Source organism: Deferrisoma palaeochoriense, from assembly GCF_054656955.1.
Map to the genome: position 1 here is coordinate 18,264 of NZ_BAAHXI010000006.1, position 24,299 is coordinate 42,562.

Annotated in this window: 25 protein-coding genes; 11 read left to right on the forward strand and 14 right to left on the reverse strand. The window is 68.7% G+C overall.

Annotation, left to right across the window (positions count from 1 at the left end; all coding sequences use genetic code 11):
* Positions 1 to 20: 20 nt before the first annotated feature.
* From ACYQ8L_RS02940 to ACYQ8L_RS02950, 3 genes are all read left to right on the forward strand, one after another.
* On the forward strand, positions 21 to 5,552 hold the full coding sequence (locus ACYQ8L_RS02940) for an Ig-like domain-containing protein (RefSeq protein WP_459940273.1): 5,532 nt from the start codon (positions 21 to 23) through the stop codon (positions 5,550 to 5,552).
* A 113-nt stretch (positions 5,553 to 5,665) separates the two neighbouring features.
* Entirely contained in the window at positions 5,666 to 6,397 is a 732-nt protein-coding gene (locus ACYQ8L_RS02945; protein ID WP_459940274.1) for a DUF72 domain-containing protein, read from the forward strand.
* Positions 6,398 to 6,494: 97 nt separating this feature from the next.
* Positions 6,495 to 6,662 carry a hypothetical protein gene (locus tag ACYQ8L_RS02950; protein WP_459940275.1) on the forward strand — a complete coding sequence of 56 codons (168 nt, stop codon included), beginning with the start codon at positions 6,495 to 6,497 and terminating at the stop codon, positions 6,660 to 6,662.
* 79 nt (positions 6,663 to 6,741) lie between these two features.
* Here ACYQ8L_RS02950 and ACYQ8L_RS02955 read toward each other — a convergent pair whose 3' ends face one another.
* The 4 genes from ACYQ8L_RS02955 to ACYQ8L_RS02970 form a co-directional block, all read right to left on the reverse strand.
* Positions 6,742 to 7,149 (reverse strand): hypothetical protein, encoded by a 408-nt coding sequence (locus ACYQ8L_RS02955; RefSeq protein ID WP_459940276.1) that lies wholly within the window; start codon positions 7,147 to 7,149, stop codon positions 6,742 to 6,744.
* 112 nt (positions 7,150 to 7,261) lie between these two features.
* Positions 7,262 to 7,648, reverse strand: a complete 387-nt coding sequence (locus ACYQ8L_RS02960; protein WP_459940277.1) for a hypothetical protein — start codon at positions 7,646 to 7,648, stop codon at positions 7,262 to 7,264.
* 187 nt (positions 7,649 to 7,835) lie between these two features.
* The gene (locus tag ACYQ8L_RS02965; RefSeq protein WP_459940278.1) at positions 7,836 to 9,626 is read right to left on the reverse strand and encodes a sodium:solute symporter family protein; all 1,791 of its coding nucleotides are present in this window, start codon (positions 9,624 to 9,626) and stop codon (positions 7,836 to 7,838) included.
* Positions 9,627 to 9,659: 33 nt separating this feature from the next.
* Entirely contained in the window at positions 9,660 to 9,920 is a 261-nt protein-coding gene (locus ACYQ8L_RS02970) for a DUF4212 domain-containing protein (RefSeq protein WP_459940279.1), read from the reverse strand.
* Between the two features lie 348 nt (positions 9,921 to 10,268).
* On the opposite strand from ACYQ8L_RS02970, the gene ACYQ8L_RS02975 reads away from it, so the two are divergent.
* A complete protein-coding gene (locus ACYQ8L_RS02975) occupies positions 10,269 to 11,705 on the forward strand; it encodes a putative nucleotidyltransferase substrate binding domain-containing protein (protein WP_459940280.1) in 1,437 nt (478 codons plus the stop codon).
* A gap of 95 nt (positions 11,706 to 11,800) precedes the next feature.
* Here ACYQ8L_RS02975 and rho read toward each other — a convergent pair whose 3' ends face one another.
* From rho to ACYQ8L_RS02990, 3 genes are all read right to left on the reverse strand, one after another.
* Positions 11,801 to 13,054, reverse strand: a complete 1,254-nt coding sequence (rho, locus tag ACYQ8L_RS02980; RefSeq protein WP_459940281.1) for a transcription termination factor Rho — start codon at positions 13,052 to 13,054, stop codon at positions 11,801 to 11,803.
* Between the two features lie 354 nt (positions 13,055 to 13,408).
* Complete coding sequence (coaE, locus tag ACYQ8L_RS02985) at positions 13,409 to 14,026, reverse strand: dephospho-CoA kinase (protein ID WP_459940342.1); 618 nt, start codon at positions 14,024 to 14,026, stop codon at positions 13,409 to 13,411.
* Between the two features lie 26 nt (positions 14,027 to 14,052).
* Positions 14,053 to 14,760 (reverse strand): purine nucleoside phosphorylase YfiH/LACC1 family protein, encoded by a 708-nt coding sequence (locus tag ACYQ8L_RS02990; protein ID WP_459940282.1) that lies wholly within the window; start codon positions 14,758 to 14,760, stop codon positions 14,053 to 14,055.
* Between ACYQ8L_RS02990 and ACYQ8L_RS02995 the strand changes: the two genes are divergently transcribed.
* Entirely contained in the window at positions 14,752 to 15,561 is an 810-nt protein-coding gene (locus ACYQ8L_RS02995; protein ID WP_459940283.1) for a DUF3108 domain-containing protein, read from the forward strand. The genes ACYQ8L_RS02990 and ACYQ8L_RS02995 overlap by 9 nt on opposite strands.
* Positions 15,562 to 15,584: 23 nt before the next feature.
* Here ACYQ8L_RS02995 and ACYQ8L_RS03000 read toward each other — a convergent pair whose 3' ends face one another.
* From ACYQ8L_RS03000 to ACYQ8L_RS03025, 6 genes are all read right to left on the reverse strand, one after another.
* Positions 15,585 to 16,625, reverse strand: a complete 1,041-nt coding sequence (locus ACYQ8L_RS03000; RefSeq protein WP_459940284.1) for an RluA family pseudouridine synthase — start codon at positions 16,623 to 16,625, stop codon at positions 15,585 to 15,587.
* 167 nt (positions 16,626 to 16,792) lie between these two features.
* Positions 16,793 to 16,957: a hypothetical protein gene (locus ACYQ8L_RS03005; RefSeq protein WP_459940285.1), complete on the reverse strand. Its 165-nt coding sequence runs from the start codon at positions 16,955 to 16,957 to the stop codon at positions 16,793 to 16,795.
* A gap of 48 nt (positions 16,958 to 17,005) precedes the next feature.
* Entirely contained in the window at positions 17,006 to 18,220 is a 1,215-nt protein-coding gene (locus ACYQ8L_RS03010; RefSeq protein WP_459940286.1) for an ATP-binding protein, read from the reverse strand.
* Positions 18,221 to 18,441: 221 nt separating this feature from the next.
* Positions 18,442 to 18,837 (reverse strand): type II toxin-antitoxin system VapC family toxin, encoded by a 396-nt coding sequence (locus ACYQ8L_RS03015; RefSeq protein ID WP_459940287.1) that lies wholly within the window; start codon positions 18,835 to 18,837, stop codon positions 18,442 to 18,444.
* A complete protein-coding gene (locus ACYQ8L_RS03020) occupies positions 18,834 to 19,082 on the reverse strand; it encodes a type II toxin-antitoxin system Phd/YefM family antitoxin (RefSeq protein WP_459940288.1) in 249 nt (82 codons plus the stop codon). Before ACYQ8L_RS03020 ends, ACYQ8L_RS03015 begins: the two co-directional genes overlap by 4 nt.
* A gap of 147 nt (positions 19,083 to 19,229) precedes the next feature.
* The gene (locus ACYQ8L_RS03025; RefSeq protein WP_459940289.1) at positions 19,230 to 19,460 is read right to left on the reverse strand and encodes an SHOCT domain-containing protein; all 231 of its coding nucleotides are present in this window, start codon (positions 19,458 to 19,460) and stop codon (positions 19,230 to 19,232) included.
* A gap of 278 nt (positions 19,461 to 19,738) precedes the next feature.
* Between ACYQ8L_RS03025 and ACYQ8L_RS03030 the strand changes: the two genes are divergently transcribed.
* Genes ACYQ8L_RS03030 through ACYQ8L_RS03045 form a run of 4 tightly spaced genes read left to right on the forward strand, consistent with a single transcriptional unit; the run spans position 19,739 to position 21,247 of the window.
* Positions 19,739 to 20,236 (forward strand): MerR family DNA-binding protein, encoded by a 498-nt coding sequence (locus ACYQ8L_RS03030; protein WP_459940290.1) that lies wholly within the window; start codon positions 19,739 to 19,741, stop codon positions 20,234 to 20,236.
* Positions 20,226 to 20,612 (forward strand): mercuric transporter MerT family protein, encoded by a 387-nt coding sequence (locus tag ACYQ8L_RS03035; protein ID WP_459940291.1) that lies wholly within the window; start codon positions 20,226 to 20,228, stop codon positions 20,610 to 20,612. Before ACYQ8L_RS03030 ends, ACYQ8L_RS03035 begins: the two co-directional genes overlap by 11 nt.
* Positions 20,613 to 20,633: 21 nt before the next feature.
* Positions 20,634 to 20,954: a metal-binding (seleno)protein gene (locus ACYQ8L_RS03040; protein ID WP_459940292.1), complete on the forward strand. Its 321-nt coding sequence runs from the start codon at positions 20,634 to 20,636 to the stop codon at positions 20,952 to 20,954.
* Complete coding sequence (locus ACYQ8L_RS03045; RefSeq protein ID WP_459940293.1) at positions 20,951 to 21,247, forward strand: 4Fe-4S dicluster-binding protein; 297 nt, start codon at positions 20,951 to 20,953, stop codon at positions 21,245 to 21,247. The genes ACYQ8L_RS03040 and ACYQ8L_RS03045 overlap by 4 nt, the downstream gene beginning before the upstream one ends.
* 196 nt (positions 21,248 to 21,443) lie before the next feature.
* On the opposite strand, the gene ACYQ8L_RS03050 is transcribed toward ACYQ8L_RS03045, so the two are convergent.
* Positions 21,444 to 21,644: a type II toxin-antitoxin system VapB family antitoxin gene (locus ACYQ8L_RS03050; RefSeq protein ID WP_459940294.1), complete on the reverse strand. Its 201-nt coding sequence runs from the start codon at positions 21,642 to 21,644 to the stop codon at positions 21,444 to 21,446.
* Between the two features lie 114 nt (positions 21,645 to 21,758).
* Between ACYQ8L_RS03050 and merA the strand changes: the two genes are divergently transcribed.
* Complete coding sequence (gene merA / locus ACYQ8L_RS03055; protein WP_459940295.1) at positions 21,759 to 23,165, forward strand: mercury(II) reductase; 1,407 nt, start codon at positions 21,759 to 21,761, stop codon at positions 23,163 to 23,165.
* Between the two features lie 19 nt (positions 23,166 to 23,184).
* Positions 23,185 to 23,709 carry a hypothetical protein gene (locus ACYQ8L_RS03060; RefSeq protein ID WP_459940296.1) on the forward strand — a complete coding sequence of 175 codons (525 nt, stop codon included), beginning with the start codon at positions 23,185 to 23,187 and terminating at the stop codon, positions 23,707 to 23,709.
* Positions 23,710 to 24,299: the final 590 nt, after the last annotated feature.

Here is a 24,299-nt window from a genome sequence, read left to right on the forward strand (position 1 = left end):
ACACCTGAGGAGGTGGGATCATGCGGTACCGAAGGGGTTTTACTCTGGTCGAGCTCTTGGTCACGATGGCCGTGGCCTTGATCCTTCTGGCGGGGCTCTACCAGTTCTTCGTGGCCCAGCAGCGCACCTACTCCACCCAGGACGAGGTGCTGCGGCTCCAGCAGGAGGCCCGCATGGCCGAGGACCTGATGGTCAAGGCCATCCAGCAGACCGGGGCGTTCGCGCCCGCCGTCGGCACCACCGTATCCATGCGCGGGCAGGTGATCCTGGCGGCCTCCGACCACTACCTGACGCTGCAGTACGACGACCCCTACCGGGACTCGGACAAGGGGGTCGTGACGGCCTCCGAGATCGTGACCTACGCCCTCTCCAAGCCCTCGGGCGCGGCCACCGAGCGGGTGGGCGACAATCCGGCGGTGGCGAAGGCATCCCGGACGGTGCGGGCCTTTTTCGACGCGGACGGCGACCGCGAGGTGGAGGCCACCGAGGCCTTCGACCTGGCGATCCCCCTCGTCCTCTCCGGCCCGCCCTACACCCTCTACCGCATCACCCCCGACGACACGGGCACCCCGAGGTTCGAGGCGGTGGCCGCCCGGGTCGAGAACCTGGTGTTCCGCTATTACGACCACAACGGAAACCCGATTCCCAGTAACCCCACGCCCCCCTACGTCCTGGACGAGACCGAGCGGGCTCGGGTGCGCTCGGTCGAGATCGAGCTCACCCTGAGAACCCGGAACAAGGACCCCCGCTATTCGGCCTCGTTCGTGTACCCGGCCGGCACGGTGGGGAGCTACGACTCCTCGGGCGACCCGTCGGCCTCCGACGTCACGGTGACCGACGGGTACCGCCGACGCACCTTCACCACCCGGGTCACCCCCCGGAACCTCTACGCCAACACCTGCGGCCGGCTCACCATCAACGCCGACCCCACGAACCCGGCGTGCCCGGCCAGCTCCGACATCAAGGTGAACGTGACCGACCAGTACGGCGACCCGGTGGCGGGGACCACGGTGGCCTTCAGCCTGCCGGCCGCCTCGGGCGCCTCGTTCGTGAGCGGCGGCTCGGCCCTCTCGGCCACGGCCACCACCGACTCCAACGGCGACGCCTCGGTCACCGTGTACTACACGGGAACGGCGAAAACGATCGCGGTGTCGGCCCAGGCCGTGGTGGACTGCCGCCCCACCGGCCCGGCGAGCTTCACCCTGATCAACTCCGTGCCGGTATCGTTCGAGCCCGGGGACCCCGTGCGGGTGGAACTCACCGAGATCCCCCACGGACCGGCCGACGGGGGCGCCTGGATCGACACCTCCGACGAGACCTGCTCGGCCGCCGGATCGTTCACGTTCCGGGCCCGGGCCTACGACCAGTGCGGCAACGAGGTGGACCCCGACACGACGACCCCGCTCTCGTTCGAGGCGGTGGACGGCACCGGGGCCACGTTCGGCGACGTGGACCCCTCGTCATTTACCTCCACCGGCCAGACCTTCACGGTCACGGCCCCTGACACCGGGCCCTACGGCGCGCCCCAGGACGTGAACGGGTACTTCCGGCTGTTCGTCCGGAATGCCAACGCCCCAGCCTGGCTCACCGACGGCATCACGGCCATCGACGAAAACGACCACGACATCACCGAGACCCCGGCCGCCAACACGTGGCGGTTCGGCATGACGTTTCGCCCCTGGCCACCCAAGACTCTCGGGACCCTCACCGGGAACATCGCGGGGACGACCCACACCGACTGCCCGAGCCCGGCGGTGAGCGACACGTTCCGGGTGTTCGACTGCTACCAGAACCCGATCTACGCCCTGGGCGGCGGGTACCACGTGACCCCGGGCCTCACGAACGACACCTCCTCGCCCAACAACCCCGACGACCAGGGGGCGGTGACCCCGGCGGCCATCACCACAACGGCGACCCCGCCCGACTACCAGGTCACCTACACCCCGCCCGACTGCACCCTGGGCCCGCAGGCCGGGAAACAGATCCATCCCCAGCTCACCCTGACCCTGGAGGACGGCGGCACGCCCAAGGCCACCCTGGGGCCGAACACGCTGACCCTCGAGGCCTGCGTGGACTGCCAGCTCACCGCGGCGCCGGCCACCCTGACCCAGTGCTCCGGGGCGACCACCATCACGGTGAGCGGGTGCAACCGCGACGGCCAGCCGGTGAAACTCACGGTCACCTCCACCGGCGGGGACGGCTCGTTCAGCCCCTCGGCCATCGCGACGGAAACCACGGTGACGCTCTCGGGAGGTCCGTCGTCCACGGCCTCTGCCGATCTGTACCTGGGGAACGCGAGAAACGGCGACGTGCTCACCGTGACGGCCGAGTACCTGGACCCGGCCGATCCCACCAAGGTGCTCGGCACGTGCGGGCCCGTGACGATCGAGGTTACGAGCGAGTGCGTGGAACTCCGGGTGTTCCCCGACTCCGCGTACGCCACCGAGGTGGGGAACGGGGCCGGCCAGGTGAGCTGCATCGCGAACATCGACGCCCTCTACTTCGAGGTCGAGGACTGCCAGTGGCAGCCCCAGCGGCTCTACGACGCGGTGGAGGTCTACACCCTGGCCGACACCGACGATGACGGCGTCGTGGACTACCTAGACCGGGAGGAGGTGGACCTCGATCCCTACCCGGCCACGGCGTCGCCGCCCCTTTACTTCCGGTCGGTGGCCGGGCTTCCCCTGGAGGCCAACGAAACGGCCACGGAACTCGACGGGGTGCTGACCTACCCCTCGGGCAAGACCGTGCGGGTGTTCGCCGGTTACCGCGACCCCACCGACTCCGGCGACGACCACCGCCAGACCCTGTCGGTGGGGACCACCCTCGCCGCGATCACCGGCACCCACGACTGCCAGAAGGCGTTCAACCTCACCGTGCCCCTGCCCATCTGCTTCCCCAACGCTATCACCTCGGGCGGCGGCGGAACCTGGGACGGGAACTTCAAGATCCACTGGGGCGACGTGGTGATCCGGGGCGACGTGGAACTGGCCTCCACGCCCAAGTTCATCGAGAAGAGTTCCTCCGCCGCCCTGAACGGGAGCAGGTACACCGGCTCCAAGAACTCCGACCGGTTCTTCGACCTCTACGCCGGGAAGAAGGTGGACGGCTCCGGCGGCAACTTCATCCAGCGAAGCGGCGCCCCCGTGCCGAACACCAACCCTGACGACCTCGACCGGCCGTTCCTCACCGGGAACGAAGGGGATTTCCTGGGAGACATCTACGGCAACTACTTCCGGAACATCTCTTACGAGAAGATCAGCGAGATGCTCCGGGAGCTCGACTACGACACCATGAAGGCCCTGGCCCAGCAGCGGGGCGTGTACTGGTACACCCTGCCCGGGGGGCAACTCCGCAATCCCGCCAGCAACGTCACGGTGTCCGACCTCCAGACCCTGCTCGACCTGCCTAGCCCGGGCCAGGGCAATGGATACCACGACGGCGAGTACATCTTCATCGACACCTTCGGCACCACCACGGCCCCGCCGTCGAAAACGGGGGCGGAGATCGACAAGGCGGCTCTGACCGACCTGCCGAGCTTCTCGCTGGGGAACAACTTCTATACCGAGGGCATCATCTACATCGCCGGGTCCGTGGACTTCGCCGGCGGCGGCGGGGGATTCAACCTGAACGTCAAGACCCCGCCCGAAGTGGATACGGAGTACGGGTACGTTTTGGATCCGGCCTTCCCGATCACGGAGGACGATCTGCCGATCCGGCCAGATCCTTCCGGTAACCGGTTTGACGTCACCCTCTCCTCGATCAACATCAACGGGGGCATCTACCTGGACGGGGCCGCGGAGTTCTCCGGGAGCCCCTCGATCTTCGGGGCGATCACGGCCGAGCGGGGATACTCCGGGAGCGGCACCCCCGAGATCTGGTACAACTACACCTTGAACCAGAGCGGCGAGAACGAGGAGCTGTGCATCGCCTGCTGCACGCTCGAGATCTCACCGTCTGTGGCGAGCGTCGACGTCGGCGACACCCTGGGGCTCAGCGCGTTGAACGCCGACGGCACGGTGCAGTGGACGAGCGAGAACAGCGCCATCGCCTCGGTGGACTCTTCGGGGCTCGTCACGGCCAAAGCGATCGGGGTGACCCGCATCAAGGCGGTGGATGCCAACAACTGCTTCGCCTGGGCCACCATCGAGGTCACCGACCCATGCGACCGCATGACCATCTCCCCCCAGAACCCCTCCATCACGACGGGCGATATGCAGTCCTTCGCGGTGCTCAACACTCCGGCCGGGGTGTCGTTCGAGTGGAGTTCCAGCGACACCTCGGTGGCCACGATCGACCCGGCCACGGGGCTGGCCCACGGGGTAGGAGCCGGGTCCACCGTAATCACGGCCCGGGACACCTCGGGCACCTGCCCCGACTGGACCGGGGCCGTGGGCGGGTTCTCGGACGACGAGACGCTCCTCAGCGTTGACTGCGGGCTCTCCATCTCGTTGCCCCCCGCCTCGGTGACCGTGGGCGACCCGATTTCGCTCACGGCCACGGGCGGGGTGGGCACGGTCACCTGGACCCCGGACGACATTTCCCTGGTGGATCCGGACTCGGATACCGGGACCTCGGTCAACTTCACGAGCGTCTCCGACGGCACGGTGACCTTCACCGCCTCGGACGATGCGGGATGCGCCGACACGGCCACGGTCACGATCAACGCCATCCCCTGTACCCTCGAAGTCAACGTCACCGGCGACTCCACGATCCACGTGGGCGAGACCACCACGGTGGAGGCCCGGTTCAACACGGGGACGGTTTCGTGGACGGCCTCGCCCGCAACGGTGGGCACGGTGTCCCCGGCCACCGGCTTGACCACCACGGTGACGGCCCTCTCCGAGGGCACCCTCACCGTGACCGCATCGGACGGCGGCGTGCCGAGGTGCACCGACGCCGTGGACATCACGGTACTTCCCGCCACCTGCTCGGTGGCCGCCTCCGACGACTTTGACGACGGCGCCCTCGACCCGGCGTGGACCAGCGTGGACATCGGCGGACCCGGGAAAACGGGGAGCGCCACGGAGAGCGGGGGCGTGCTGACCGTGGAGGGCGGCGGCGCGGACATCTGGGGCACGTCGGATCAGTTCCACTTCATGTACCGCACGGGACTCACCGCGTCCGACGACTTCGAGGTCACCGTCAAGATTCTTTCCCTGACTAACACGAACCCTTGGTCGAAGGCCGGAATCATGGTTCGCGACAGTCTTGACCCGGCCGCAAGCTTCGTCGACCTGTTCGCCACACCGGGGAACAAGAACCAGCGCCTCCAGGGCCGCGAAACCAGCGGCGGCATGGCGAAGGGCACCGGCGACACGCTTTCGGTATCGTTCCCCTACTGGCTGCGACTCCGGAAGGTGGGCAACACGTTTACCGCGTACTACTCCACCGACGGCACCACGTTTACGCAGTACATGGACGGCGGGTCCCCCGCCTCCCTGACGGTGTCGATGTCCGGCGACGTCTATGTGGGCCTCGCCGTCACGGCCCACCAGAACAACAAACTGGCCACGGCCGTGTTCGACGACTTCTCCATCGACTGCCCGTAACCCGCATCGCCGGGCGCCAGATCCCGCCCCCCCCGGGCCCTGCAGGGGCCCGGGGGGTTTCGTTTGCGCCACTCCGGGGGCCCGGTAGGATTGTTCGGGTCGGAGCGGATGCCGTGAAGACGCTTTGGATTGGATGCTCGGGATTCCCCGTGGCCCGGGCCCGGTACTGGGAGCGGTTCCGGGCCGTGGAGGTGCAGCAGACCTTCTACCGGCCGCCGCGGGTGGAGACCCTGCGACGCTGGCGGGCCGAGGCGCCGGAGGGCGCGGTGTTCGCCCTCAAGGCCTGGCAGGTGGTGACCCACCCGGCCACGAGCCCCACGTACCGGCGGCTGGGCCGTGCCGTGCCGCCCGAGCGCCGCGACCGGTACGGGTTCTTCCGGCCCACCGCCGAGGTGGCCCAGGGGTGGGCCGTGACCCGGGAGGCCGCCCTGGCCCTCGGCGCGGCCGCGGTGCTCTTCCAGTGCCCGGCCTCGTTTCGGCCGACCCCGGAGAACGTGGGGAACCTCCGGCGGTTTTTCGGCGGGATCGGGCCCCAGCGGTTCCTGCGGGCCTGGGAGCCCCGGGGGCCCTGGCCGGCGGACCTCGTGGCGGGGCTCTGCCGGGACCTCGGTCTCGTCCACGCCGTGGACCCCTTCGCCGCCGACCCGGTCACGGCGGACCCCGTGTACCTCCGCCTCCACGGCCGGGGCGGGTACCGGTACCGGTACGCCGACGTCGAGCTCCAGGTTCTGGCCCGCCGCGTCTCCGGCCGCGCCGGATTCGTGTTCTTCAACAACGATCACATGTGGGACGACGGCCGGCGCTTTCTCGCCCTTCTCAGAGACTCCTCACGGGCTTTCCCCTAAACGACCGCTATAGTAATCTATGGATGCTTTAGCCCGCGGTTCTGCCCGCCGATCAGAAAGATCGGCGGCGTATCCCCTTTTTCTACGCGAGGAGACCATGGCACGAGAGAAGAAGACGAACCCCACGGAGGCCGGGAAGGCCTACGTGAAAAAGCTCGACTTTGCCCGGAAGATCCACGAGAAGCTCGACGACGGGGCCCTTTTAGCCCTGTGCGAGTATTACGGCGAGGAGGGGGAGGGAGACGACGAGGGGGGCGGCACCTGAGCCGGGGGCGACGCTTCCGAACAAAAAGAGGCCGCCCGACGGCGGCCTCGATTTTTACCCGCGGCTGGCGGTTCCCGGCTTACGCCGGTGCGCTGTGGGCCGCCCCGGGGTCGTTGTCCCGGGGATCGGAGCGCATCCGGGCCACGGCCTGGAGTTCCGGCGGGATGGCCTCGTGGGGTTCCACCCGCCACTCCACGCCCAGGGAAAACTCGGCCAGCCGCCGGATCACCTTGCGGGACTCGCCCGGGTGGAGCCCGATGGCCACGGCCACGTCGGTGAAGTACTCCGACTCGAGCCAGGCCCGGGCCTCGGCCCTCCGGGCCGGGTCGGCCTCGGGATCGGCGTAGGCGTCCCGCACGGCGTGCTCAATCACCGCAAGCCACAATTTCTGCTCGGGCGAGGGATCGGGCACCTGCCGCCGCAGGAGGCGCATGGCCCAGGTGGCGGCGCGTCGGGGATCCATGGGGGTGTGGGCCTGGTTGCTCACGGCTGTTCCTCCTTTGGGGACAACGGAGTATATCATAAATTGTCCACATTAGAGGAGGATGAAAAGCGCGTGAGGAAACCCTGAAAAATTTTTCCAACCTCCGGTGGCACCGCTAGCCGCTCCGTTCCAGCACCCGCCCCACCAGAAATCCGCCCACCGAGCCATAGGCCAGACCCGTGGCCGCGCCCAGGGCCACAACGGTCCAGTGGGCGTCCGGAAGCGCCCGGGCCAGGGTGAGGCCAGTGGCGAGCCCGGCCGCGCCCAGAAGGCCCGAGCCCGAACGCGACCCGGGGAAAGCCCCGATGAGCGCTCCCACGACCGCCCACACGGCGGCCACGAAATTCATGTACCCCCCGACCTGGATCCGGATCCAAAGGGAATCCACCGGGAGCAGCATCCCGAGCACCCAGGGGATGATGCCGGTCAAAAGGCTCACCCCGGCCGCGGTGCCGAGGATGAGCCCGAAGCTGGCCCGGATGGGCCGGCTGATCGGTGCCATGGGTTTTTCACCTCCGTCTCGCGGTCTCCGGTCTGCGGTCGCCGGTGGGCCGGCAATCACCGGGAAGGTGCTCGGCCGCCCGGCGGCCTGGCCGTCCCATTCTGCCCGATCCCGCACGCGCAAAAAAAGGGCGTGCGGCCCCGGCCGAAAACCGGCGGCCGCACGCCCTCGGATCCGCAGGCTACCCTTACCGGGCTTCCTGGGGATAGCGCAGGCTTTCCACGAGTTCCTGCACTTCCTGGGGCGGCTCGTGGGTGAACTTCGACACCACCCACATCACGATGAAGTTGAGGATCATGCCCACGGTGCCGATGCCCTCGGGGCTGATCCCGAACCACCAGTGCTGCGGGTTGTTGGCGGCCGGGTTCACGAACTTGAAGTAGATGATGTAGGCGGCGGTGAACACGATACCCACCACCATGCCGCACATCGCGCCTTCCTTGTTCGTCTTCTTGTTGAAGACCCCCATGATGATGGCGGGGAAGAACGAGGAGGCCGCGAGCCCGAACGCGAAGGCCACCACCTGGGCCACGAACCCCGGCGGGTGGATGCCGAACCACCCGGCGATCACCACCGCAAGCCCCGCCCCGATCCGGGCCCACATGAGCTCGGCCTTCTCGGAGAGGTCCGGGTTGATGATGCCCTTCATGAGGTCGTGGGAGAGCGACGAGGCGATCACGAGCAGCAGCCCGGCCGCCGTGGACAGCGCTGCCGCCAGACCACCGGCGGCCACCAGGGCGACCACCCAGTTGGGAAGCTTGGCGATCTCGGGGTTGGCCAGCACCATGATGTCGCGGTCCACGTAGATCTCGTTCTTCGAGTCCGTGGGGGCGTTGGTCACGACGAGCTCGCCGTATTTGCCCTTGGCGCCTTCCTTGAACTTGGGCTTCCCCTTGAAGGGGGCACCCGGCGCGTACTGCATGATGCCGTCGCCGTTCTTGTCGAGCCAGGCGATGAGACCCGTCTTCTCCCAGTTCTTGAACCAGCTCGGGGCCTCGGTGTAGGCCTTGCCGTGCACGGTCTTGATGAAGTTCGTCTTGGCGAAGGCGGCCACGGCCGGGGCCGTGGTGTAGAGGATCGCGATGCACACGAGGGCCCAACCGGCCGAGGAACGGGCGTCGCGGATCTTGGGCACCGTGAAGAACCGGATGATCACGTGGGGGAGTCCTGCCGTACCGACCATCAGGGCGAAGGTGATGAAGAACACGTCGATCTTGGGCCGGTTCCCCATCGTGTACTGCTTGAACCCGAGGTCAGTGTGCAGTTGGTCCAGCACATCGAGCAGGTACTTCCCCTGGGCCGAGGCGTCGTGGAGCACCTGGGCCCCGCCCGCGCTGATCTTGCTCCCGAACCCGAGCTGCGGAATGGGGTTACCGGTGAGCATGGCGGCGATGAAGATCGCCGGGATAAGGTACGCCACGATAAGCACGCAGTACTGGGCCACCTGGGTGTAAGTGATGCCCTTCATGCCGCCCAGCACGGCGTAGATGAACACGATGGCCATGCCGATCACCACGCCGGTGTTGATCGGCACTTCGAGGAACCGGGAGAACACCACGCCCACACCGCGCATCTGGCCGCACACGTAGGTGAACGAGACGAAGATGGCGCAAATGATCGCCACGGCCCGGGCGGTGTTGGAGTAGTACCGGTCGCCGATGAACTGGGGCACCGTGTATTTCCCGTACTTCCGGAGATACGGCGCGAGGAGCATGGCCAAGAGGACGTATCCGCCGGTCCAGCCCATGAGGTACATGGAACCGTCGCGGCCCAGGAAGGCGATGAGGCCGGCCATGGAGATGAAGGACGCCGCGCTCATCCAGTCGGCGCCGGTGGCCATGCCGTTCAGGATGGGGTGCACCTGCTTTTCCGCGACGTAGAAGTCGCCCGTGGTGGCGGCCTTCGCCCAGATGGCGATGCCGATGTAGATGGAGAAGGTGATCCCCACCATTACCCAAGTCCAACCAAGAATACCCATGGATCACTCCTTATCCGAACGGACCAGTCAAACCTAGTCCTCGTGAACCCCGTATTTGCGATCCAAGTTGTTCATCAACTTCACGTAGACGAAGATCAGAATAACGAATATGATCTCGGAACCCTGGTTCGCGAACCAGAACCCCAACTTGAACCCGCCGATCTTGATCTGGTCGAGCACGTCCACCAACAGGATACCCGCCAAGTAGGACACGGCGAACCAGATGGCGAGCAGGATGGAGATGTACTTGAGGTTCTCTTTCCAGTAGGCGACGAGTTGTGTACTTCGCTCCATGGCGATGACCCTCCTTACCTGTGATCGTGAAACTCCAGACTTCTCTGCCTCCTCCTCGTTTCGTCCCGGCTCTCCCTCCTTTCCGCCGCTGTGCGCCGGGCGGCGACCGGCCCCCCGAAAACGGTCCTTGGTCAAACGGCGTGTCGCCACAGGCTCACAAAGGTACAAACCCTGTTCGGCTGCGTCAAGCGAAAAATAAATCGCGTTTGATCCGACAAGCGTGGGGTTGATCCGGCGAAACCCTGACGCCGCGACGCAACGCGGGTTGGGGCGTCACCGCGAGAAAAATCGTTGAGAAATCCGCCGGTTTCGGCCATGATGCCTCGGGCTTCCAGTGGGAGATGCGCCATGCGGGAGGAAGGGCTCCTATTTACCCCGGTTCGGGAAGTCTGCAAGGGGCCGGTGGTGACCTGCGCCCCCGACACCGACGTGGTGTCGGTGGCCCGGATCATGGACGAGAAGGGGATCTCCGGGGTGGTGGTGGAGGAAAACGGGGTTCCCGTGGGGGTGTTCACCGACCGGGACCTCCGGCGGCTCGTGGCCCGGTCGGGGGGGAACCTCGGGGGGATTCCCGTGCGCGAGGTCATGCGCTCGCCGGTTCTCACCGTGGCCGACCAGGCCCCGGCCTACGAGGCCGTGTACCTCATGGCCCGGCACAACATTCACCGGCTCCTGGTGGTGGACGCCGGGGGCCGGATGGTGGGGGTGGTCACGGGAACGGACATCCTCGGGCTCCAAACGAACAGCCCGCTCTACCTGCGCGACGAGGTAACCCGGGCGCGATCCCTCGAGGAACTGAAACGGGTGAACGCCCGGGTGCCCGAGATGGTGCGGTTCGCGCTGAGGGCCGGGGCCGGCACCCGGGACCTGGTGGGGTTCATCTCCCAGTTCAACGATGAGGTGTCCCGAAAGGCCGCGGAGATCCTGGAGGCCGAGGGCGTGAAGCTCCCGCCCCGGGCCGCCTACCTGGTGCTCGGCAGCGAGGGCCGGGGGGAGCAGACCCTCCGGACCGACCAGGACAGCGCCGCCGTGTTCGCCGACGATCTCGACGAATCCAGCCGGTGGGACGTGGAGCGGTTTTGCGTGCGGCTCGTGGAGACCCTGGTGGAGATCGGGGTGCCCCCCTGCCCCGGGGGGACCATGGCCTCGAACCCCCAATGGCGGCACACCCTTTCGGAATGGATGGCCTTGGTGGAGCAGTGGATCACGGTGCCCACCGGGGAGAACATGGTGAACTTCGGGATGTTCCAGGACCTGCGGACCCTGTGGGGCGACCCCTCGCTGGAGCGCCGCATCAAGGACCACATCCTGGAACTCACCCGGCGCCACAGCCTGTTCTTCCCCCGGGTGGCGAAGAACATCGTGCGGTTCCCCCCGCCGCTCGGTTGGTTCGGCCGGATCCGAACGGAGCGCCGGGGGAAGCACAAGGGCCGGGTGGACCTCAAGAAGGCGGGGATCTTCGCCCTGACCGAGGGGGTGAGCCTCCTGGCCCTGGAGGCGGGTATCCTGGAGGGCACCACCTGGGACAAGATCGAAGCGCTTCGGGAGCGGGGAGCGATCACACCGGCCGAGGCCGAGCGGCTTGACGACGCTTTCACCACCCTCGTCGGCTTCCGGCTGCGTCACCAGGTGCGAAATCTCGCCGAGGGCCGCCTCCCCGACAACTACCTCGACCCCCTGCGGCTCACCCCCCGGGAGAAGCACGAGTTCAAGCGCGCCCTGGAGGAGGTGGGCTGGTTCCTCCAGTACATCCGGAGCCGGTACCGGCTGGACTTCATCCGATGAGGCGGTCGTCGGTCCACGGTCATCGGTCTTCGGTCAGCGGAAAACCGGAACCGGCCGCGCGGCCCGCCGCCCAGCCGCCCCGCTGCCCAGCCATCTCACTCGCTCATGCTCTCCAGGAACTCGGCGTTCGACTTGGTGCCCCGCATCTTGTCGAGCAGGAACTCCATGGCGTCCACCGGGCTCAGGGGCGAGAGCACCTTCCGGAGCACCCAGACGCGGTTGAGCTCGAAGGGCGGAAGCAGGAGGTCCTCCTTCCGGGTGCCCGAGCGCTGGATGTCCACAGCCGGGAACACCCGCTTGTCGGCCAGGCGCCGGTCGAGGTGGAGCTCCATGTTGCCGGTGCCCTTGAATTCCTCGAAGATCACCTCGTCCATGCGGCTGCCGGTGTCGATGAGCGCGGTGGCGATGATGGTAAGGCTTCCGCCCTCCTCGATGTTCCGGGCCGCGCCGAAAAACCGCTTGGGCTTGTGCAGGGCGTTGGAGTCCACGCCGCCCGAGAGGATCTTGCCCGAGTGGGGCACCACGGTGTTGTAGGCCCGGGCGAGCCGGGTGATGGAGTCCAGGAGGATCACCACGTCCTTGCCGTGCTCCACGAGCCGCTTGGCCTTCTCGATCACCATCTCGGCCACCTGCACGTGGCGCTGGGCCTGCTCGTCGAAGGTGGACGACACCACCTCCCCCTTCACCGACCGCTTCATGTCGGTGACCTCCTCGGGCCGCTCGTCGATCAGGAGCACGATGAGGAACACCTCGGGGTGGTTCGTGGTGATGGCGTTGGCGATCTGCTGCAGGAGCACCGTCTTCCCGGTGCGGGGCGGCGCCACGATCAGCCCCCGCTGCCCCTTCCCGATGGGCGCGATCAGGTTCACGATCCGCATCGAGTAGTTGGTGGGGTCGGTCTCCACCTCGAGGTTCAGGCGCTCGTTGGGGTAGATGGGCGTCAGGTTGTCGAACAGCATCCGGGCCCGGGCCTTTTCGGGCGGGTCGCCGTTGATGCTGTCCACCTTGAGCAGCGCGAAGTACCGCTCCGAGTCCTTGGGGGGCCGGATCTGGCCGCCCACGGTGTCGCCCGTTCGCAGGTTGAACCGCCGGATCTGGCTCGGCGACACGTAGATGTCGTCGGGACCGGGCAGGTAGCTGTAATCGGGCGAGCGCAAAAACCCGAAGCCATCGGACAGGAGTTCCAGGGTCCCCTCGGCGAAGATGCTCCCGTTCTGCTCCACCTGGGCCTTGAGCAGGGCAAAGATGAGGTCCTGCTTCCGGAGCCGGTGGGCATCCTCGATGCCCAGGTTCTCGGCCATCTCGGTGAGTTCCGCGATGGGCTTTTCCTTGAGCTCCTGGAGGTGCATGGGGACGGCTTTCGTGCCTTCCTGGGGCGCACTGCGACGCCCGCCTCTGCGTTCGGTGTTTTTCATGGTCTCGATGGGTGTGGATGATGGGTTGGTTGTCGGGTTCGCGGTCGGGAAAAACCGAAATGGGTGTTCGTTCGGGGCGAGCCCGCCGGAACCGCAATGCGCACGGCTCCACGGCGGAGCTGGAGATTCGGAACACTCAGAACTGGTGACGTTTTGGATCCGCCGAAATCGGCTCTCTGCGGCGCGTTACCGATCCCTGGGAGTGGGTCCAGACGGGGAAGACCGGAAGGGCGATGGGATCTGAACGTTTCGAAGTCGCGGCTTTTCTAGCGGTTCCGGCCCCGTTTGTCAACCCCAAAAGCGCCGGTTGTGGGCCCGGATGCGCCTCACCAAGGCCGTCACGGCCTCCTCCAGGCGCTCGGGCGGCCCGCGGTTGTCGAGCACCACGTCGGCCCGCCGGGCCTTCTCGTCGATGGACATCTGGGCGGCGAGCCGCTGCCCGGCCTCCTTTTCGGCCAGGCCGTCCCGGAGCATGAGCCGGCGAAGTTGGAGTTCCGGGGGAACGTACACGACCACCACTAGGTCGAACCGGCCCTCGGCCTTGGTCTCGAACAACAGCGGCACGTCGTACACCACCAGGGCCTTCGGGTCGGCGGCCACCGCCTCCCGGACCCGGCGGTCCACCTCGGCCTGGATGCGGGGGTGGAGGATGCGGTTGAGCCGCTCCCGGGCCTCGGCGTCGGCAAACACAATCCGGCCCAGGGCCTCCCGGTCCAGCGACCCGTCGGGCCGGAGGACCCCGTCGCCGAAGGCGGCGCGGACGGCCTCGAGCCCCTCGGTGCCGGGCTCCACCACCTGGCGGGCCACCCGGTCGGCGTCGATCACCACGGCCCCCGCCCGCGCGAACGCCCGGGCGGCCGTGGACTTGCCCGTGGCGATCCCGCCCGTGAGCCCCACGAGCCGGATCGGCCGATCCTCGGGCCACGACCGGATCACGGCGCCCCCCATCCGGCGAACGCCAGCATCCGGCCGGTATCGCCCCGGGCCCTGTGGGAGAAGAACGCCCCCGAGCACCCGGTGCACCCCCCGACCCACTCGATGCGTGCGGGGGGAACCCCGAGGTTGGCCAGTTCCGCCGTGACCCGCCGCCGCAGGTCCACGAACCACCGCTCCCTCCGGCGCCGGGCCCAGGGCCCCCGCCCCAGCGCCTCCACCACCTCTTCGCCGACCTCGTAGCAGCACGCCCCGATGGCCGGCCCCACGGCCGCGAGGAGCTCCCCCGGCGGCGCCCCGAGGGCGCCCACGGCCGCCGAGACCACTCCGGCCGCCGTGCCCCGCCATCCGGCGTGGATCACCGCCACCCGGCGGGTCGGGGGGTGCACCGCGATCACCGGCACGCAGTCGGCCGTGCGCACCCCCAGGAGCACCCCCGGCCCGGGTGCCCCGGCCCAGGCGTCGGCCTCGGGGAAGGGCGCCGGGTGATCCGGGGGCACCACCGCCGCGCCGTGGACCTGTCGCAGCAGCCGGAGCCGCCGCCCCCCGGCCGCCCCGGGCCAGCCGGCCGGCGGCTCCGGCGCGAAGCTTCCCGCGCCCCGGGTCGTGAACCCGTGGACGAGGCCGGGGACGGCGCCGAGCCCCGGGGCCCGCAGCCACGCCTGGGAACCCGGCCCTGGTTCGGGTATGCTGGCCCCATGGTGCATCGCGCGATTCTCCTTTGGGTTGCGGCGTGTTTCGCCGCCTCGTCCGCCCTGGCCCTGCCGCCCCCGCCCCGGCTCGCGGACCTCGTGGAAGAACGGCTCGAGTTTCGGGTGCGGTGGGGCGTGATCCCGGCCGCCCGGGCGAGCCTCGAGGTCCTCCCCGGCCCCGGCGGCACCGTGCGGTTCCGGGCCGAGGCCCGCACCCTGCCCTACATCGACACCCTGTACCCCGTGCGAAACCGGGTGGACTCCACCGTGGCCCTGGAGAGCCTGGTACCCCTGCGCTACTTCAAGCGCGCCAAGGAGGGCTGGGGCGATCCCCGGGAGGTGGAGGTGCTGTTCGATCCGGAGCGGGGCACGTCCCGGTACTTCCGGAACGGCAACCTCAAGAAGGAGCTCCTCGTCCCGCCGGGGGTCCAGGATCCCCTGTCGAGCTTCTACGCCTACCGCACGCGCCCGGTGCCCGACGACGCGCCGGTGCATCTTGACATCACCGACGGAAAGAAGCTCGTCACCGGCACCGTCGCGGTCCTCGGCCGCGAAACCGTGGAGACCCCGGCCGGCCGGTTCGCCACGGTGAAGATCGAACCCAAGATCGAGGGGATCGGCGGCATCTTCAAAAAGAGCCCCGGCGCGCGCATTTTCATTTGGCTCACCGACGACGCCCGCCGGATGCCCGTGAAGCTCCAAAGCGAGGTCATCGTGGGCTCGTTCACCGCGGAGCTCACCGCGGCCCACCTGCCGCCCGGTCTAGCCCCCCCTCACCCCGCCCCTCTCCCCCCGACCGGGGGGAGAGGGAGATAGAGGCCACGCGGCCGCTCCCGCGCCTACCGGCCTCCATCGGCCGCGGACCGGCCGGCGGGGCGAGCCCCTTCCCCGAGGTTGCGTTCATTGCCCGTTGGCACCTCGCCCCCCAGGCCCCGGATCAACGCGGCCAGGTCCTCGGGCACCGGGGCCGTAAACCGCACGTACTCCCCCGTGCGGGGGTGCTCGAACCCCAGCGTCCAGGCGTGGAGGGCCTGGGCCGGGGCCGCGAGGAGCAGGCGGCGGGCCTCGGGATCCCCCACCCCTCGGGCCCGGGCCGCGCCGCCGTACACGGGGTCCCCGGCCACCGGACGGCCCAGGCTCGCCAGGTGCACCCGGATCTGGTGGGTGCGGCCGGTCTCGATCCGCACCTCGAGAAGCGTCGCGCCCCGGAGCTCCGAGAGCACCCGCCACCGGGTGACCGCCGGCCGGGCCCGGGGGGCGTCCACAGCCATTTTCTTGCGGTTCGTGGGGTGGCGGCCGATGGGCCGGTCGATCACCCCTTCGCCCCGCATCCGGCCGATCACGACGGCAAGGTAGACCTTTTCGACCGAGCGGGCCCGGAACCGGTTCTGGAGCATCCGGTGGGTCTCGTCGTCCTTGGCCACCACGATGAGCCCCGTGGTGTCCCGGTCGAGCCGGTGGACGATGCCCGGCCGGAGCACCCCGCCCACCCCCGAAAGGTCACGGAGCCGGTGCAGCAGCGCGTTCACCAGGGTGCCGCCCCGGTGGCCCGGGGCCGGGTGCACCACCATGCCCCGGGGTTTGGCCACCACGGCGAGCCAGGGATCCTCGTGGATCACCTGGATCGGCAGTTCCTCCGGCTCCACGTCCCACCGCTCCGGCGGCGGGATCTCCACCTCCACCGCCTCGCCCCCCCGGAGCTTCCGGCTCGGCTTGGGCACCCGGCCGTCCACCCGGACCCGCCCCTCGGCCATCAAGACCTGGAGCCGCGATCGGCTCACGGGCAGGTCCCGGCCGGCCAGGAACCGGTCGAGCCTCTCGCCCCGCGCCTCGGGGGGCACGGTCAGGCGGTGGATGTCGGAACGGGGAGCGCTCGCCACGGGCCCGGGTCTCCTTGGGAGAGGTGTCCGAGGTGGGCCCGTGCATACCCGAGCGGAAGGGGTCGGGTCAACGCCGTCGGGGCCCCACCTGGCGCACTGTTCCCACGACGCCAGAGTATTGGCCGGGCTCGTCTGCAGCGCCAACGAGCGAAACACCAGGTGAACCCTCAAACCTCGGGGGGGTCCTGATCGCCCTGCCGGAAACCCAGGCCCGGGCCCTCGGCCCGGATCGCGGCGTGGACGCCGCCCCCACACCGGGGCCTGACCCGGGCAGCCTCCCGGAGCCGTCGCGAAAGATGGGTCTTCGCCTGGTGGATGTTGACGGTGCGCATGCCCAGAACCTCCCTGCGCGAGGACGAACCGCCGATCGGCGCCCTTTGTTAAGGGCCCAACCAGTGCTCCACGGGCTTTTCGAGGAACTCTGTCAGGGGAATTCCATCTCCCCCCACGATCAAGGTGCGGGTCGGCGCGAAGGCTCGGGCAAAATGGCTCAGTCCGGGCAGAGCGTGGGGGGGGCGGCCGCTCTTGACCTCGATCGCAACGAGCCGGCGGCCTGCCCGGAGCACGAAGTCCACCTCGCGGTTGCGCTCGCGCCAGTAGTACAACTGGCACACGCCTCCCGCGGACGCGTTGGCGAGATCCGCTCCCACGGCCGACTCCACGAGACGGCCGCGGAACTCCCTGTCGGTCAGGGCCTCTTCCGGCCCCAGGCCTGTGATCGCGGTCATCAGCGCTGTGTTCAGCACCTGGAGCTTTGGGCTCGAGCCTCTTCGCCGCACGGGTCGAGCCGCATACTTCTGCAGGCCGGTGAGCATGCCGGCCCGGCCGAGCAGGTCGAGGTAGTGGGCCAAGGTGGTCGTGTTCCCCACATCCTGAAGCTGGCCCAACATCTTGGTGTAGGACAAGACCTGCCCCGAGTAACGGCAGCCCAGGTCGAACACACGCCGGAGCAAGGCGGGTTTATCCACCCGCGTCATCATCAGCACGTCGCGCGCGATGGTCGTCTCGACGAGAGCGTCCAGCACATAGCGGCGCCATCGTACCGGGTCGTCGGCGAGCGGGGCGGCGCCCGGGTAACCGCCGAAATAGAGATAGTCGTCCGGCGAGAACCCGAAGGCGGTGCGCATCTCGGGGTAGGACCAGTGGGGCAGGTGGATCACCTCGAACCGCCCCGCGAGGCTCTCCGTGAGCCCACGCTGCATGAGGAGCGGCGCGGAGCCTAGCAAGACGACCTTGAGCGGTGTTCCGGCGCGGGTGTCTTCGTCCCAAAGTCGCTTTACGGCCTCGGACCACCGGGGGATCTTCTGGATCTCGTCGAGAGCCAGAACCGCTCCGGCCTTCCCCGCGCCAGCAGCGGCGAGCCGTCCTCGCTCCCATTGGGCGGCAAGCCATGCGGTGTCGCCGGGAACCGGTTCGTCCGCGGAAACGAACACCGTCGGCAGGTCGAGCCGGCTCAGCACCTGACACACAAGTGTCGTCTTGCCGACCTGGCGGGGGCCGGAGACCACCTGCATGAACCGCCGCGGCTCCGCAAGCCGGGCCGCGAGGACCTTGGCCTGGCCGCGCTCAAAAGGAGGAAGCGGAACGGCACTCATGATAGTGAGTAAATTTACTCAATGCCACGAGTAATCTCAAGGGCGGGGCGGGCGGCGGGAAAGGCGTGGCTCGGATCGTGGGTCGCGCGAGCCATGGGTCGCTTGGGACGTGCTTGAAGCGCTCTGAGACGGGAAGGCCCGGGCCGTCAGGACGAGAAAACGGCGCCTGCCGCCCATTGGGCGGGCCCAAAGATCCTGCCCCTGTATCCCCACAGGATTCATCAACACCCGAACAGGTCCAGCACCGGCTCGCCGTACTGCAGCAGCTTCCGGTCTGCCGTCAGGAGACCGAACCCCTCCACCCGGGCCTGGGCCACGAGGATGCGGTCGAACGGGTCGCTGTGCAGCGCCGGGAGGGCGGAGACTCCCAAAGCGTGATCCGAGGTGACCGGAACTTCGACGTACCCATGCCCCACGAGCCGCCGACGCAGCCGCTCCGGGTCCACGCGAAAATCCTTCCTCCCCAGCCCCAGCTTGATCACCACCTCCCAGATGCTCGCGGAACTGAAGGCGAGTTCGTTGGACCCGTTTTCGAGCCGCAGGCGCCAGCGTTCAGGAATTCTTTCCGGAGCGCCGGCCGCCCACAGGAGCACATGGGTGTCAAGGAGAAGCCTCATCGTTCATCTTCGCCCCCGAACAGAGCCCCAATCTCCTCCGCGCCCATCTCGTCGAAGTCCTCCGGCACGTCGATTTCCCCCCGCATGAAACCCAGCCGCCCGGGTGCGGTCTCGTCTCCTTCGTAGGGCACCACCTTGACCAACGGCTTGCCGGCCCGTGCGATGACGAAAGGCTTTCCCCGGGCGGCCTCCCGAACCAGTCGCGAAAGATGGGTCTTCGCCTCGTGGATATTGACGGTGCGCATGATTCCACCTCCTGCCCTCCGGACTAACACACCTTAGTCCACTCGATCGGCACCGTCCAGTCCGGCGTTCCGGCCGGATTGACCCGCCCAGAAGGTGAGCCGCCCCCCGCCGGTCGCTCGATCGAACGGCAGGCGTCCTCGTGAGGGTCACGCTTCGAGGTCCCGCCGCATCCGTTCGTACTCCTCCCGGGAGATCTCACCTGCGGCGTAGCGGCGCTTAAGGATCTCCAGGGGCGTCTCGTCCCGCCGGCGCGGCTGCTGCGCCAGGAACCAACGCACCGCCAGCACCACGCCCACGCCCACGATCCCCCAGAACAGGATCATCACGAGCCACCCGAACCCCGGCATGGCGCCGCCCATCGGTCCGTGCCCCATCATCCAGATCACCTCCGTCTTTCGTTGCCGATCTCGCTACGGCCACCGGCCGAGGGGCGCGTTTCCTCGACGGGCCGGCCCCGGTTTTCGCCCTCGACGGCAACCCTAATCCGTGCACCGCGGTGAGCAACCGCGCGAGCCAGAAAAACGTTCCCGACCCCCTTGCTTCCGTACTTAGGTACGGGTGGTAGGCTGGTATGCGAGTGCCGGAGCAACCCACCGGCGACGCGTCGCCGAGGCACACGCCAATGCCGTGCCCCATCGAAACGGGAGAGAGTCCCATGCCATTCCAACGCCCCAACCGGATCCGCGGCGAACTCACCATCGGCCGGGTGGCCGAGGCGGCCGGGGTGGGGGTGGAAACGGTGCGGTTCTACGAGCGAAAGGGCCTGATCGAGCAACCCGAGAAACCCCCGTCGGGCCGCCGCACCTACCCGCCCGAGGCCGTGGCCCGGATCCGGTTCATCCGCCGGGCCAAGGATCTGGGGTTCACGTTGCGGGAAATCGCGGAACTTCTGGAACTCAGGCTGGACCCGGGCGGGAACTGCGCCGCGGTGCGCGCCCGGGCCCTGACCAAGATGGCGGACATCGACCGGAAACTCCAAGCGCTCGGTCGGATGCGCGCCGCCCTGGCCCGTCTGGCCGACGCCTGCGCGCGGGGCGGCGCGGCCGCGGACTGCCCGATCCTGGAGGCCCTGGAGGCGGACGTCCCTGGGAGCGACCGCGACACGCCACACCCGGCCCCCCCGTCTGGAGAGGAGGACCTTCATGACCGCTGACTCGACCCGCTCCGGGGGACCCTGCGCCGCGTCCCGGTCCGGCGCCCCCCGCGGAACCGCCCTGGGCGCCGTGGGCGCGGTGGCGGCCGCGGTGCTGGCCTCGGCCTGCTGCATCGGGCCACTCCTGGCCGTGTTCGCCGGGATCACCGGCGCGGCCGCCCTGGCCCGGCTCGAGCCCTACCGGCCGTGGTTCGCGGCGCTGATGGTGGTGTTTCTGGGCTACGGGTTCTACCGGGCCTACTGGCGGCCCTGGCGGGGGGAGGCCTGCTGCACGCCTGCGTCGCTTCGGGTGCAGCGGGTGATCCTGTGGATTGCCACGGTGCTCGCCGCAGCCCTGTTCTGGTTCCCCCGGTTCCTGCCCTTGTGGATGGGCTGATGCGTAGCGGGAGGTGAAGGAATGATAAGGATCGGGCAGGCTTTGTTCACTTTGCTGCTCATTTTCGGTGCGTTGGCGGCATCTCCCCGGCCTGCCGGCTGCGCCGAGAACCGCACGGCCATACTCCGGGTGGAGGGGATGACCTGCGCGGCCTGCACCTTCGCCGTGAAGGCCGCCCTCCAGAAGGTCGAGGGGGTGCAGGCGGCCGAGGTGAGCTTTCGGGAGAAGAAAGCGGTGGTCACCTACGACCCCGCCCGAACCAGCCAGGAAATCCTGATCGAGGCCGTGGAATCCACCGGGTTCCGGGCCACGTCCGTTTCCGAAGGAGGAAAAACGCGATGAGCGACTGCTGTTCCGGGGGCCTGTGCTCCGAGGAGACCTACCTCACCTTCCGCCGCCAGGACGGCTCGCCCTGGATCCCCATGTACGTGCAGGAGGTGGATCCCGAGAAGTGCCTCGGCTGCGGCAAATGCGTGGCGGTGTGCCTGGGCGGGTGCTACGAGATGGTCGCGGTGGGCGGCGAAAAGAAGGCCCGGGTCGTGAACCCCGGCAACTGCATGGGCGACTGCCACTGCCACAAGGTCTGCCCGGTGGACGGCGGCGCCATGACCTGCCGGCCGGTGGAGATCGGGTAAAGGGGTCTGGGTTCGCTCCCTCAGGGGAAACGGGGAGAGTGCAACCGCACCGGGATATGCTCCCGGAACCGCGTGAAGTCGTTGTCCGAAGTGAACACGCTGAGACCCCGCCGATGGGCCGAGGCGCGGGTGAAGCGGGCCGCCTTGGGTGGCCGCCGGAGGGCGAGTGACCACACGGAGGTGTCCACGAGCACCCTCACCGGCGCCCTCGCTGCTCCTTGTAGTCATAGGTCGGATCGTATTCGATCTGGCCGAACAGCTCGAGGATCTGTTGCTGTCTGCGGTGACGAATGTACTCCTCCAGGGCCTCGGTGACGGTGGCCTTCTTGGTCTTGTGGCCCCCGAGCCTACGGGCTTCCTCCAGGAGTCGGTCGTCGACGGCCAGGTTCGTGGGCATGGCGATTCCTCCGGACCGGGTTTCACACAGACTCTTACACACGACCGCCGTGTGGGACAAGGGGCCTGGGGCCCGGCCCCCCTTCGTCCGTCGCGACAAGGAGCGGACAACACGATGCCGGAAGACACGTTCGATCTCGTCATCCTGGGCGGGGGCGCCGCCGGGTTTGCCGCGGCCACCGAGGCCGATCGCCGGGGCGTTCGCACCCTGCTGGTGAACCAGGGGCTCCCCATCGGCGGCACCTGCGTGAACGTGGGGTGCATGCCCACCAAGCACCTCCTGGCTGCGGCCGCGGCGCTTCACGGGGCCCGCCATCCGCGCTTCCGGAGCGTCGGCGCCTCGAATCCGGCCTTCGACTTCCGGCGGGCGATCGCGGAAAAGGATGCGCTCGTGGCCGGCGCCCGGGCGGCGAACTACCGCGACGTGCTCCAGGGCTTCTCCCACGTCACCTGGGCCGATGGCCGGGGAGCGTTCGTCTCGGACCACGTGCTGCGGGTCGGGGAGCGCGAGGTTCGTGCCGAGCAGGTTCTGATCGCCACGGGCTGCCGCACCCCGGTGCCCCCGATCCCGGGGCTCACCGAGGCCGGGTTTCTCACGAACCGGGAGGCCCTGGCCATGGAGCGGCTGCCCCGGAGCCTGACCGTGCTCGGCGGCGGGGCCCTGGGCCTCGAGTTCGCCCAGATGTTCGCCCGGTTCGGGGCCACGGTGACCGTGGTGGAGGCGGCCGCCCGGATCCTCCCGGCCGCGGAACCCGAGATCTCCCGGGCGCTCCGCGGCTGTCTCGAGGCCGAGGGGATCCAGGTTCGCACCGCCGCCCGGGTCACCCGGGTGGACCGAACCTCCGGGGGCCGACGCCTGACCCTGGAGCGTGAAGGGGAGGCCGAGGACATCGCGGCCGAGGAGATCCTGGTGGCCACCGGGGTCACCGGAAATATCGAGGACCTGAACCTGGAAGCCGCGGGGATTGAGGCGGCGGGCGGGTTCGTGCGGGTGGACGAACACCTCCGGACGAACGTTCCCCACGTCTGGGCCGCCGGCGACGTGGCCGGCCCTCCGTGCCTCGAAACCGTGGCCGCCAAGCAGGGAAAACTCGCGGTGGAAAACGCCTTCGGGGGCGGGGGCAACCCCCTCGACCTCGCGAGCGTCCCCTTCACCGTGTTCACCGAACCGGAGGCCGCCTGGGTCGGGGTCACCGAGGCCGAGTACATGGCCCGCCACGGCACCTGCACCTGCCGCACCGTGCCCCTGGAACGGGTGCCCCGGGCCCTGGCCGCCAGCGACACCCGGGGCCTAGTGAAGATGATCGCCCACCACGAAACCGGGCGGGTCGTGGGCGCCCACCTCCTGGGCCCCCACGCCTCCGAGATCGTGCACGAGGCCGTGCTGGCTGTTCGGTTCGGGCTCACCGTGGACGACCTGATCGACACCGTGCACGTGTTCCCCACGTACTCGGAGGCAATCAAGATCGCGGCCCAGGCGTTCCGGCGCGACATCACCCGCATGAGCTGCTGCGTAGAATAGGCGGCGAAAGGAGATCCCCATGAACAAGATGCTCGGATTGGTCGCGGCGGCCCTGCTGGCCCTCGGGTCCGCCGCCCCGGCGGCGGCACAGACCCCGACCGCGGAGAACACCTTCCTCATCCACGCCAAGACCTCGCTCAAGCTCGACGACGCCCAGATCTGCGCCGTGCCCAACGTGGCGTGGGCCGCCCTGCAGAAGGGGTACCGGGTGGTGATCCTGTTCGACGCGAGCGGGGTAACGGCCATCAAGAAAGGGGGCCTGTTCGGCGGGGACCGCACGCCCCTGGACAAGGCCGAGCTGCCCGAGCGGGAGCGACGGTCCCTGAGCGAGCAACTGGGCGTCCCCCTGGAGCGGGTTCCCGCGGACTACGGGGCCTACGTGCGGCTCCTCAAGGAGAAATACGGCGTGGAACTCTACGCCAACCGCACCATGATGCTCCTCTACAAGATCCCCGAGGACCGGATCGACCCCGCCGTGAAGCCGGTGGGGCTCGCCGAGATGATCCGGCTCTTCGAGGGCGCAGACGTGTACGTGGCGTACTGAGCGCCCGCCCTCGCACCGCCGGAATATCGCCGAGGCGAACGGCGCCCTCCGGGAGTTCCCCCTGCCCTACCGGCCCCGGCCCGCGTGATCCTTCCATACTTCCGCTGGGAGGCTGGGAGGATTGGACGCTAGGAGGCCGAAACCCTTCTGGATTTCCGCGTCTCAACTCTCCCCGCCTGTGGGAGCCGCTTCCGTGCCAGGGGTCAGAGTTCAGAAGACAGCGGGCAGAACCCGCCTGTCCCCTGTCCTCGGTCCTCTGGCACCTGACACGGGCGCCCCGAGCCCGTTCCGGGGGCAGGGGGCCTTCCGGAGAGCCGGGTGCGGCCCCCTCAGAACGCCGCGCAGTGCCTGCGTCGCTCGTGCCAGGAACCCGCCGCGTCTAGGCGGGCAGGCCATGACGCAACCGCCCGGGGCCTGACCTGCGCGGCGGTTCGGGTGCCGACAGCCGGAGGAAGACCCCCTGCCCCGCCCACCAGCGCATGCTCCGGCGCCTGCCCCCTGGCCGTGTTTCGCAAACAGGCCGCCCCGCGGCCTACGGGAGATCCCGTCCGCCGGCCCGGGGTTGCCATCCTCCCGCCACAGGGTACATT